Source organism: Candidatus Agathobaculum pullicola (genome assembly GCF_052117205.1).
Classification (GTDB): Bacteria; Bacillota; Clostridia; order Oscillospirales; family Butyricicoccaceae; genus Agathobaculum; species Agathobaculum pullicola.
In genome coordinates this window covers 13,684-25,180 of record NZ_JBQKJP010000005.1, presented here as the reverse complement: position 1 = coordinate 25,180, position 11,497 = coordinate 13,684, and the positions used below count along the sequence as shown (strand labels likewise).

Here is an 11,497-nt window from a genome sequence, read left to right as displayed (position 1 = left end):
CAATGCCGCCTGCGGACGGAACTTTCCGGCAAGGTTGCCGAAAAGTTTTCGGAAGATTTTCCACGCAAGATCGGGTTTGACAAAATTGTCAAACCCGATCTCATTTGAACATTTGGCAATTCCGGCGGCAATTCATTGTGCTGAAAATCGGGTTCGGCAACTTTGCCGGACCCGATTTTCACCTGCATCAGGGTGTCGTTTTTTCAATAAACTGTCTAAATTATTGGGTACATTATAATCCGTACAAGGGTGTCCATGTTAGCACCCTGGAGGTCAAGAAATCCAAGGCAGGGTGCATCATGAGACACCCATTTTTCTTTTTTAATGCGGACACAGACTGTCCGCATTATCTGTTAGGATGGGTGCGAGAACCGGGGATGGCCCTGGAGCCGTCTCCCGAGAGGAGGAGCAGCATGAACACACAAACACACCGCACCTGCATCCGGATGAGCCAGGAGGAATACGACCTGCTGAAAGAGAAAAGCAGGGCTGCCGGACTGTCCGCCAACGCCTGGCTGATGAGAGAGCTGGAGCAAAACCGCCCCATGCTCTACCGGGAGAAAGAGACGAAAGCGGCCATCGCCTTTGCGGATGAGGCTGGCCGGGATATCAACGCCGTGGCCAGGGCATTCAACAGCGGCTGCGGCACCGCCCAGCAGTTGGGCTTTTCCGTCCAGCGGCTGGCCCAGGTGGTGGAACAATTCCGGCAGGTGAGAAAGCTGGGGTACCCCTATGCGGCATAAACGCAGGCCACGTCCACCTATGCGGGACAACAGCTGTTCTCTGTCCGTCCGCATGACGGAGGAGCAGTACCAGCGGCTGTGCCGCTATCTGGCCATCACCAGACTGCCGGCCACAACTTATTTCCGCAAGCTAATCCAGGGGGCAACAATCCGCACCCGAATGCCCAGGCAGAAGCTGGACGCGCATCCCGCCGTAAACCATATCTACTCCAACATCCGGCAGATCGCCCGCTGCCCAAGGGCCAGAGAACTCGCCCCGGAGCAGATCGCGCAGCTGGAGTTTCTGGCGGACAAGCTCTGTGAGGAGTGCTTCCTTCTCTCCACCCAGCAATAGCCTCTGTAAGGCCACAGGAGGCCTCGTGTGGCCTCGCAGGCCCAGAGGGGGGATAGGTATGGCCCCAGAGAGAAACTGGGCGCTTTCAGCCGAATCGTCAGGAGCGTCACTTTTATGTCACAGGAGCAGAAAATCGCCTTTGACAATAGTGTCAAAGGCGATCCGCGGGAGGAGCGGAATATACCACAGAGCCGGGAGACCGCTTTTGATGAAATCACCAAAAGCGCTGCCCAGCAAGGTTTGGCAAAGTTGCCGAACCTTCCCGACCAGAGATGGAGGAAACGAAAATGTCAGAAGAAGCGAAAGATGATGTTCAACAGGTAAAAGCGGAACGCCTTCAGCGCTCCCATGGGCGGCTTATCCGTGTGGTGTCTGTGTTCCCGCAGCAAGGCAGCGCCACCCCGGAGGACAAGCTGAAAGCCCTCATCGACCTGGATGCGCAGCAGGGAAAGCTGTGCGCCTAAAGGGCTGGACATTCCCAAGGCTTTGGGGTATTGTGTAGGCGCGATGCGCTAAAACGGTTTGACGAGAAAAAAGGAGGGCTGTATGAAACAGTCAAACCAGAATGAGATCACCGCCCTGTACTGCCGTCTCAGCCAGGATGACGGGGCGGACGGAGAGTCCAACAGCATCCAGAACCAACGGAATATCCTGGAGCGGTACGCACGGGAGCACCGCTTCCCCAACCCCCGCTTTTATGTGGATGACGGCTATTCCGGAGGCAGCTTCAACCGCCCCGGCTTCCAGCAGATGATGACGGATATGGAAAACGGGAAGATCCGCACCATCATCACCAAAGACCTGTCCCGGCTGGGACGCAACCAGCTCCACACGGGGCTGTACATCGAGGAGCGGTTCCCCATGTTTGGCGTCCGCTACATCGCCATCAACGACAATGTGGACACCAACCAGATTGAGAGCACGGAGCTGATGCCCTTCAAGAACCTATTTAACGAGTGGTTCATCCGGGACACCAGCCGGAAGATCCGAGCGGTGCAGCGGGCCAAGGCGGAACGCGGGGAGCGGCTGGGCACCAGAGCGCCCTACGGCTACCGCAAGGACGAGCAGGACCGCAAGAAGCTGGTGGTGGACGAGGAGGCCGCCGCCGTGCTTCGCCGCATCTTCGCCCTGTGCGCCGCCGGGCAGGGACCCAGCCAGATCGCCCGGCTGCTAAAGCGGGAGCAGGTACTGTGTCCCACGACCTACGCTTACAAAACCTTTGGCGTTGCCCATAGCAGCCTGAATTTGAATGATCCCTATGGGTGGTCTGACAGTACGATTGCCAATATGCTGGAGAATGAGATCTACCTGGGCAACACCATCAACCTCCGGTACAGCACCCGTTCCTACAAGGACAAGCGGAAAGTGGAACATCCCAGGGAGGAATGCATGGTGCTGGAAAACACCCACCCCGCCCTGGTGAGCCGGGAAGTCTGGGATATCGTCCAGCGGGTACGCCAGCACAAACGGCGACCTACCAAGATGGACGAGCAGAACAAGTACTCCGGGCTGGTGGTGTGCGCCGACTGCGGGAGCACCATGGTGCTCCACCGCGCCCATACCATGAGCCGGTCCTACAACCACTTCACCTGCCGGACTTACAAGAAGGACGGCACCCTCTGCACCGCCCACTATATTCGGGAGTGTGTACTGGATGATGTGGTCCTGGAGGATCTGCGGCGGGTGACAGCAATGGCCAGGGAGCACACCCAGGAGTTTGCCGCATACATCGGCAGCAGGCAATCCGCAGAAATCCGAAAAGAGATGCGTGGGCTGGAACGGGAACTGGCCGCTATGAAGAAGCGGAGCAGAGAGCTGGACAGCATCTTTAAGCGGCTCTATGAGGACAGCGTCCTGGGGCGGATCACAGCAGAACAGTTCCAGACACTCTCCGGCAGCTACACCCAGGAGATGGAAGTGCTGAACAGGGCCATCCCGGAAAAGGAAACTGCCATCCAGAGGCTGCGGGAGCAGGTGTCCGGCACAAACCACTTTATCTCCCTGGCAAAGCGGTACACAGACATCCAGGAGCTGATGCCGGAGCTGCTGCGGCTGTTCATCCAAAAGATCGTGGTCCACGAAAAGGACGTGAAGTGGAGCAAGCACGCTCAGCAGACAGTGGAGATCCACTACAATGACATTGGTTATGTGGAACTCACCCAGCCGGAAGTTCAGTCCACCACCAAGGGTGCGTGAGACAAAAAGAAGTCCCCGGCAGATACTGCCGAAGCAATATCTGCCGGGGACTCGAACACCTGCAAAGTTACCCCTGTCAGGGGGCGCCAAATGACGCAGGATTTTTTCTGTGCATGTAGGAATGGCAACATTATTTTTCGTTTTCCTTGCGAAGCATTTTCAGTAACTGCATCGGGGATTCCTTCTCCTGCGCAGCTGATCGATTCTCCCGCTGTGCTTCCACCAACTCTGTCCGAAGGACCGCAATGTCGCGCGGCGCATCCACCGACAAGCGCACACGCCCTTGTCCTATTTCCTGAACCGTGACAACAATCCGATCCCCAATCGTAAGCGACTGGCCTTCTTTTCGCTGCAAGATCAGCATGCTCCATCATCCTTCTTTCCCAGTGATGAAAGTAGGCACCGCATCTCATATTCGTCCAGAATTACCTGCCGCGCTTGCCGTGTCTGGTCGTTCAACACCACCGGACAACGCAGGTTGACCGTGCTCTCGGAAACCGGATTTTCCACTCTGCACAACACATAATAGCACAAATCTTCGCTTTTATCGACACCCAATCGCTGCAGTTCCTCCTGCGGCAATGTAGGGCGATATTCTGGCATTACCATAAAAGGATTGAGCAGTGTAAATGCCAAAAATGGCGTTTTTACACTTTGTAAGCATAGCAGGAAGTCCTCCTCTTCTGAAAAAGAGAGGAGGACAAATTCCTTTTCCTGTTCAAACCCAAACAGGCCATCCGGAAAGCGAAGCGTTGTGCTGTCATCAATATTCAACTCACCAAAATATTTGGTTTGTATTTTCATATATCGCTCCTTATCAAGCCCGTTCGTCTAACGGCTCATATTCCGGATCCGAAGACGGTGGAACATAAACCGGCCCGCCAATATATTTGATGATGACATCAGGCTGTTGGGTAACGGTAAACTCAATATTGCCCGGAATGAATTCAACATTTCCATTATCCATTCGCCAATCAAAATTGAGCTTATCCATCTCGTACCGAATATTAAGCTCCCCGCCATCCCAAGAAATATCCGGCCCGGTAGTAGGAAGCCACTTCATCGCAAAATCTGTATTGACCTGTTGCGATTCCATCGCAAACTGAGAAATCAGCTGTTCTCCGATCTTTGCTTCCAACAGTAAATCACCCCGACGAACATAGGTTGCAGTGGTGTCATAAACCGCTTGTTGGCCGCGCTGTGCAGCCTGTTCGATGCTCCGCATCGCAGTCGGTGAAACCGAATTACGCGCCTCAAAAGTATCAATATTCACTTTGATCGGCTTGCTTCGGATCTGCAAGCCTCCCTGATTTCTTGAAATCTCCAAATCAACCGTTGCCCGCTTATAATCCAACCTTGCATGATTAACTTTCATCTCCAGTTCTATCGGAACCGTTTTAATTTCTATTAATCGCTCCATTCACCCATCACTCTTTCCCTTTTATTTCTGCCGAATTCTGTTAGCTCATATAATCAATAAAGGATTGCGACAAGATATCATTTCCCACACGAAGTGCCGCATTATAGCTATACTGAGCATATGCAAACGTAGTCAGCGCATCGGCCAGATCCACTCGATCCAAGCCCTCAAATTGCGTTTGTAGTGTATCGCCAGTCGAGGTCAAGCGCGTATCATTGGATTTAAGAAACTGTGCCTGCGTATCCAGCTTCGTCCAATTAGCGCGAAATTCCGAGTTAGAATCCTGCATCTTGTCAAACAAAGCCGACGCACGTTCCTCATCCTCCGCACTTAATTCGCCCGTCTCAGGATTCGCACGAGTGTAAATTTCGCCGAGTTCAGAAATGATGCCAATCATATTATTTTGGACACCATTTTCATCCTTTCCATATCCAAGCAGGCCAACGCCGGAAATGGCGGAATTAAATGCCGTCGACGGCACCACTTGCTCATTTTCATCCAACTGCATACCAAGACCAATGTCTACATATGCAACCTCATTGGCCATTTCTTCAAAAGCCGCTTCATTGGCTGGATCGTTTACATCCAAGCCACGGAATAATAACTTACCGTCCTTAAGTTCAAACGGGGCATTATCACCATCTGCACCCGCGAAGACAAACTTCTCACCATACTGCGCATTAAGCGTTTGTACCATGCCTTCTGCAATGCCCTTAAGCGTTTCACCTAATTGCACACGCGCGCCTGCCTTGCTGTCGTCCTGTCCTTGCTCGGCCGCATCCAGTGCATCCCGATACTGATCCTGTAGTTTCTGCAAACTGCTGCCTGCCGCCTCGAATTTGCTAATCATTTCCTCGCTCATGCTCTTCTGCGCAGTGTTACGGGCATAGGCCGAATGCAGGCGGAAGGACTGTGTTGCCAAAGACGGCGACTCCGCATAAGACGAAAAGCGCCGTTGTGTCAGTACAGTGTTCATCGATTGAAACTGATTAAGCGTCGCTCTGGCCAAATGGCCACGGTAAGTACGCAATGTACCGTTTGTAGTAACACGTATCATATTAATTCTCACTACTCCTTTCTGTTAGCGTCCAACAATACCCATACCGTTGATAACCTTATCCATCGCTTCATCCAGCGCAGTCATCAATCGGCAAGCAGCTGCGAATGATTTTTGATATTGCAGAAGGTTGATACCCTCATCATTCAGGTCCACACCCGACACACTGTCGCGACTGGTGTTAATCTCATCCGCTGCCGTTGCGTAGGTTTCATAAATCGTCGAAGTCGTGTTGATATGAGAACCCAGAACACCTTCCATATTGGAATAGCAGCTCTCCAGATTACCCTGATAGATATTCGAAGAGGCCACCGCTCCGCCAATTCTACCGGCACCCATTTTGAAAGCATCCGTCGCAGCACCCTGATCATCGGTAATCTGAATATCGGTAACCAAACTGCACAAGACACCGTTTTCAATATCACCGTCATTGGCCGTCATTGTGATCGCCCCATCGTTGACGGTTACAGTAGCAAACTGCGTCAAATTCGGATTGCCTCCAATCGCAGTCTGCAGATTTGCCAGCGTTGCATCCGCATCCGCACCGGATGCAAAATTGACCGTGACAGTATGCTTCTGGTTCATGCTGTCAATATACGTAATTTGCGCCTGCAGGTTTTGGCCTGCTGCCCCCGTTTGCTCTAACTTACCGCTGGTAAACGGCGTATCATCTTGCCGTACAATATCAGTTGCCTGATAATTGTGCGCTTCGTTCAAAATATTCTGGAATCGGTTGATATTATCGTTTTCCGAGCTGACCGCGTCAGGCTTAGTAGAAGGCACAATCGTTGTCTCGCCAGTCTGCCACTTATCCGATAGCGAGATGTTGGATGCTGTAATCAACTTTGTGGGGTTATCCGGATCATCTCCATCCGCAACGAATAGGTTTCCTGCCCCCTCGACACCCAAGTCAGCAAGCGACTCTCCGTTCGCGTTCGTGGTATTGACACGGTTCATCTCGGTAGCGAATTTATTAGCCAGCATATCCAGCGACCGCATATAATACGGAATACCGCGAATGCTTCTATAGGCGGCATCCGTGCTGAATTCACCTGATCCAACCAACATCTGACGGGTTGACTCAAGCGCGCCATATCCCATGCCGTCTGTAATCGCACCTTCATTGCTGAGCACCGCTGCGGTAGCCTTCTGACTGGTGAAGGAAATTTGCGAACCAGCCGGCAACTCCATGCTCGTGATATTGAGTGCATCCGCACCCTGCTGCTGAGACACCAGACTGACACCCGTATTTGTCGGAATTACTGTAAAGCGATCCTTCAGTGTCGCATTCTGTTCTAAAGCCGTCTGTAGATTCTGAATCGTTGCTGCTCTGGCTGCCTCCACCGCATTCTGATCATTCGGATCGGTCGGCGCGATTACATTAAACATCAGATCAACAGAATTTTTATTTCCTGCCGCATCAGTATAATTGACCGTAATTGTTTCCTGATAGTTCGCTGCCAACGCTTTGTCAAAGTACAAGCCACTGAGCGTAAAGCGAGAGGAGGTGTTAGAGGTCTGAATTCCATCCGGATCATGCAGCTCACTGATATTCAGGAACATATCCGGATCGCCATCGACCAGACTGATATCCGCGCGGTTGATGCCGTCAATCAGCATTTGTCCCGGCTTGCCAGTCGTGTTATCCACCAGCTTGATGGTCAGCTTTTCCACTTCAACGCCCGCGCCGACATCTTCCTTGCCATAGGTGACATCAATCTTCATGTACTCAGAGAGCGTGTCGATCAGCGTGTTGCGCTGATCCCGCAACTCAAGTGCAGAATCTCCGTTGATGTCGGCGATACGGATCTGCTCGTTGAGTTCCTGAATCTTTGTCAGCACGTTATTGGCATCTTGAACATTCTCATTGTACTGCTGCAGAATGTTATCATAAACCTGCTGCAGCTTGGACGCGCTGGCATTGAGCAGCGTGCATATATCCTGTGCGGATTCACGCATCAGTGTTTCAAATTCCTGTTCACCCACATGGCTGCCCAGTTCACTGATACGGCTGAACAAATCCTGCAGCTGTGTCACAATGCCCTCTTTATTGACATTGTTGATAACGCTTTGCACCTGATCGAGCACGTTGAGCGTGGCATCGGTTGATCCGACACTCGACATTTCCTTGCGGAAACGAATATCCAGATACGGGTCGCGCAGCTGCGACACGCCTGCGAGCATTACGCCTGAGCCAACCGAAGCTGAACTGCTGGAATGATACAGGCCCGAACTATTTGTGATAAAACTATATTGATCGAGCTGCTGACGGGTATATCCCGGCGTATTGATATTGGAAATATTTTGTCCGGTTACATTGAGTGCCATCTGGCTGGCAATCATACCAAGACGCGCTACTGTAAACTCACCAAAAGTCGCCATATCGGCGGTACCTCCTCTTTAGTCAAGCATGGAAATCCGTGTGCGCACCGCTGACAGAAGCTGTATGCTCCCTCGTCTGCACCGGATCAAATCCCAGATTCGTCATCATACCTTCCACTTCATGCAGGCTACATTCCAAAGCAGAACGTGCCACTTCGGCAGCGCCTTGCAACACGCTATACTGCGTATTCAGCATCTCTCCGGCAGCCTTGATCTCCTGACGCAGTGCCTCATCCGGCACATGCTCGGGCAACTCCGCCAGCCGAATGTTTTCCAGCCCCAACTCCGTCTGGAGCTTAATTCTGCGCTGGTCCGCATTTCGCAACGCCAGCGACAGCGCCTGCTCCTTCTTCATGCACTCGCCCAGTTTTTCCAGGTCATCCGTGCGTACAGCGGCTGCAACGGCCTTCTGTGTATCCGTCAAATCCTTCAGTGTGCGTGTAAGGTCACGAATCAGCTTTAACATATCCTGAAAGCTGCCCGTCATCAGTACGCACCTCCCAACAGCATAATCTGCGCTGCCAGACTGTCAATGTTGATTTGATATTCACCATTTAAGACCTGTTGCCGAACCTGCGACACCTCTTCGGATTGCTGTGTCCGCACCTCTTGCGCGAGGCGGCTGGACAATTCCAGAGAAAAACGCTGTTCCTGAGAATAGTGTGTGGCTTTCAATTCCACACTGTCATATTGTCCGGAAGAGCGGTATTGCCCCTCCACACTTTCCATTTGCATGTGTGGTCTCTGGAGAGGGGTCATTCCTCCTGTTTTTGAAACCATCATCATCGGTCAACTCCTCTGTTCCTCAATACTACCACATAGCTTTTGTTGCTACAGATATCTATTTTATCGGAAAGAAATAAAAAAAAATAAGCGTTAAACCATATTTTTGTTTAACGCTTATTTAATTTATTTTGAGCGACTATTTCAGAGATGTGAGTTGCTTAAATGCCTTACCAGCAGACCGGCAATATTTTCGCATGACGCCTGCTGCATTACCGCACCAATATTATGGGCAACCATCGGCATGCCGTAAACCACGCAGGAGTCCTTATCCTGTCCTATCGTATAGGCGCCCTGCTTGCGCATTTCCAGCAGCCCCTTGGCACCATCGCTTCCCATGCCCGTCATAATAATACCTACCATGTGGCATTGAACATTCTGCGCCATCGAAAGAAACAACGCGTCCACCGATGGACAATGCCCGCTGACTTTTTCCCCTGGCAGGCAGGAAACCGTATATCGATTGCCGCTGCGCACTACGCGCATTTGCTTGTCTCCCGGCGCAATCAACACCCGACCGCGCACAATTTCATCCCCGTGCTCCGCTTCCTTGACTTTCATCCGGCAGATGCGATCCAGTCTTTCCGCATACATCTGGGTAAATCCAGGCGGCATATGCTGCACTATCACCATGCCCGGAATATTGGCAGGCAAACGACGCAACACCTCCAGTGTTGCCTCTGTTCCGCCGGTTGACGCACCCAGACCGATGATCACATCGGTAGGTGCCGCACCCATTTTAAGCGGCAGCGACGTTATCCGGTTTGTGGAAACTGCCGGCCGCAACGGCGGACGACGCACCCGCGCACACGAAGCGACAACAATTTTATTGGCCAAGGCCTCAATAAACCGATCATTTCCTTCGGCGCCGTCCGGCTTTCGCACAAAATCCACCGCACCAACTGCCATTGCGTCAAAAACACGCAGATTCAAAGATGAAACCAAAATAATCGGAATTGGATGAATCGGCAAAATATCCTTGACAAAATCAATACCGTTCATCCCCGGCATTTCTACATCCAACGTCATGACATCCGGATTGAGTGTGGGGAGTTTTTTGCGAGCATCCATTGCGTTGAATGCTTCCCCCACCACTTCAATATTGGGATACTTCGCCAATCCATTCTGGATGATACGGCGTGCAAGCATCGAATCATCCACAATCATTACACGAATTTTCTTCGTGTCAAATCCCATTGTCCCCATCCTTTCAAGCCTTTTGGAACGTCGCCGGGCGCAAAATGCGATACGGGCTGTCCTTACTGATATTCTCCGAATGGCCAATCAGCAGATATCCGCCCGGATTACTTGCATCATAAAACCGCTGTATCAACGCATCCTTGGTCGGCTGATCAAAATATATCATAACATTCCGGCAGAAAATCACATCAAATTTCAGTTTGAACCGGATTGGATCCATCAAGTTGAAGGTCCGGAAAATGACGTTCTTGCGGATCTCCGGTGTCACGGTATAAAGCCCACTGCCGTCTTGTCGCCTGACAAAGTACTTCCTGCGCCATTCGGACGGGATATCAGCCGGGAGTTCATAAGCAGGATCCCGTGCTTTCGCTAAGGCCCGCTGTGAGATATCGGTGGCCAATACACGCGTATCCCATGCCGCAGCATGCGTACCAAAGTACTCCTTGAGACACATGGATATATTATACGGCTCTTCGCCCGTCGAACAGCCGGCACTCCAAATAGAAAGCATCTTTTTGCCCGCGTTGCGCTTGGTAATGTCCGGCAGAATCACCTTCATAAAGAAATCGTAGTGATCCCTCTCGCGCATAAAGTAAGTATAGTTTGTCGTCAGCTTGTTAATCACAAAATCAACCTGCTCTTTATCTTTTTTATTGAGCAGATCGTTTACAAAATCTTTGAAACTGGTATAGCCCTGCGCCTGCAAGGAAGCGGACAGTCGGCTGTTGATGAGCAATCGTTTCTGCTTCAGGTTAATCCCGTAATTGTCCTGCATAAAGCGAACCATTCGTTGGAAATCCGAATCAGATAACTGCATCATATCTCAACACCCCTTTTGCATGTATTTTGCAAAACCGTTTTCAGCTTTGCAGCAGCAGCGGACAATCCAGAACCAGCATGGTACCTGATCCATCCGGCATTGCACACATGCCCGAAACATATTTCTGCGCATTATGCGCCGGCATCGGCAAAATGGTTTCCACCGGTATATCAATGATTTGATTGACCGTATCCACCAAAATACCTATCTGCATATCATTTACATTTAAAACAATGATGCAATCTGTGTCAATCGGCATAAGGCTGAGGCGCAAGCGCATATCGATAAGCGGGATTGTCTGTCCACGCAGGTTGATAATTCCACGTACATAATCCGGCACCATCGGAATTTTCGTAACGGGGTAATTGGTGATAATTTCAATGACACTTTCCGCTTCGATGCCAAACATCAGGTTATCGGTCTGAAAGGTCAGATATTTTTTAGTCACAACTTCGTTTAACTCTTTTTTATTCAGTGCAGCCATCTGCTCATCTTCCGTAGCAAACAGCATATTTTCATCAGACATGTTTGACTCACTCCTTCTCCGGTGCATGTTTGCCGA

14 protein-coding genes are annotated in these 11,497 nt (G+C 51.2%); 4 read left to right on the top strand and 10 right to left on the bottom strand.

All coding sequences use genetic code 11. The annotated features are described in order from the left end of the window. Nucleotides 1-413: 413 nt before the first annotated feature. The 4 genes from ACTQ3V_RS03350 (at nt 414) to ACTQ3V_RS03335 (ending at nt 3,273) form a co-directional block, all read left to right on the top strand. Complete coding sequence (locus tag ACTQ3V_RS03350; RefSeq protein WP_441466252.1) at nt 414-743, top strand: plasmid mobilization protein; 330 nt, start codon at nt 414-416, stop codon at nt 741-743. 19 nt (nt 744-762) lie between these two features. Continuing rightward, nucleotides 763-1,077: a hypothetical protein gene (locus ACTQ3V_RS03345; protein WP_441466251.1), complete on the top strand. Its 315-nt coding sequence runs from the start codon at nt 763-765 to the stop codon at nt 1,075-1,077. Nucleotides 1,078-1,364: 287 nt separating this feature from the next. Further along, nucleotides 1,365-1,541: a hypothetical protein gene (locus ACTQ3V_RS03340; protein ID WP_162612239.1), complete on the top strand. Its 177-nt coding sequence runs from the start codon at nt 1,365-1,367 to the stop codon at nt 1,539-1,541. Nucleotides 1,542-1,623: 82 nt separating this feature from the next. Beyond that, nucleotides 1,624-3,273, top strand: coding sequence for a recombinase family protein (locus ACTQ3V_RS03335; protein WP_441466250.1), 1,650 nt, complete (start codon nt 1,624-1,626; stop codon nt 3,271-3,273). A 130-nt stretch (nt 3,274-3,403) separates the two neighbouring features. Here the strand turns inward: ACTQ3V_RS03335 and ACTQ3V_RS03330 are convergent, their stop codons facing one another. The 10 genes from ACTQ3V_RS03330 to ACTQ3V_RS03285 all read right to left on the bottom strand — a co-directional run bounded on the left by ACTQ3V_RS03330 (nt 3,404) and on the right by ACTQ3V_RS03285 (nt 11,461). Next, a complete protein-coding gene (locus tag ACTQ3V_RS03330) occupies nt 3,404-3,637 on the bottom strand; it encodes a carbon storage regulator (RefSeq protein WP_441466249.1) in 234 nt (77 codons plus the stop codon). Further along, nucleotides 3,631-4,077 (bottom strand): flagellar assembly protein FliW, encoded by a 447-nt coding sequence (gene fliW, locus ACTQ3V_RS03325; RefSeq protein WP_441466248.1) that lies wholly within the window; start codon nt 4,075-4,077, stop codon nt 3,631-3,633. The genes ACTQ3V_RS03330 and fliW overlap by 7 nt, the downstream gene beginning before the upstream one ends. Before the next feature lie 13 nt (nt 4,078-4,090). Then, complete coding sequence (locus ACTQ3V_RS03320) at nt 4,091-4,693, bottom strand: DUF6470 family protein (RefSeq protein WP_441466247.1); 603 nt, start codon at nt 4,691-4,693, stop codon at nt 4,091-4,093. A gap of 40 nt (nt 4,694-4,733) precedes the next feature. Further along, nucleotides 4,734-5,750, bottom strand: a complete 1,017-nt coding sequence (locus ACTQ3V_RS03315; protein ID WP_441466246.1) for a flagellin family protein — start codon at nt 5,748-5,750, stop codon at nt 4,734-4,736. A gap of 24 nt (nt 5,751-5,774) precedes the next feature. Beyond that, nucleotides 5,775-8,132 (bottom strand): FlgK family flagellar hook-associated protein, encoded by a 2,358-nt coding sequence (locus ACTQ3V_RS03310; RefSeq protein WP_441466245.1) that lies wholly within the window; start codon nt 8,130-8,132, stop codon nt 5,775-5,777. A gap of 22 nt (nt 8,133-8,154) precedes the next feature. Continuing rightward, on the bottom strand, nt 8,155-8,619 hold the full coding sequence (locus ACTQ3V_RS03305) for a hypothetical protein (RefSeq protein WP_441466244.1): 465 nt from the start codon (nt 8,617-8,619) through the stop codon (nt 8,155-8,157). Next, nucleotides 8,619-8,867 (bottom strand): flagellar biosynthesis anti-sigma factor FlgM, encoded by a 249-nt coding sequence (locus ACTQ3V_RS03300; RefSeq protein WP_441466243.1) that lies wholly within the window; start codon nt 8,865-8,867, stop codon nt 8,619-8,621. The genes ACTQ3V_RS03305 and ACTQ3V_RS03300 overlap by 1 nt, the downstream gene beginning before the upstream one ends. Before the next feature lie 192 nt (nt 8,868-9,059). Then, nucleotides 9,060-10,112 (bottom strand): protein-glutamate methylesterase/protein-glutamine glutaminase, encoded by a 1,053-nt coding sequence (locus ACTQ3V_RS03295; RefSeq protein ID WP_441466242.1) that lies wholly within the window; start codon nt 10,110-10,112, stop codon nt 9,060-9,062. Nucleotides 10,113-10,125: 13 nt separating this feature from the next. Further along, complete coding sequence (locus ACTQ3V_RS03290) at nt 10,126-10,935, bottom strand: CheR family methyltransferase (protein WP_441466241.1); 810 nt, start codon at nt 10,933-10,935, stop codon at nt 10,126-10,128. 40 nt (nt 10,936-10,975) lie between these two features. Beyond that, on the bottom strand, nt 10,976-11,461 hold the full coding sequence (locus ACTQ3V_RS03285; protein ID WP_441466240.1) for a chemotaxis protein CheW: 486 nt from the start codon (nt 11,459-11,461) through the stop codon (nt 10,976-10,978). Between the last annotated feature and the right edge of the window lie 36 nt (nt 11,462-11,497).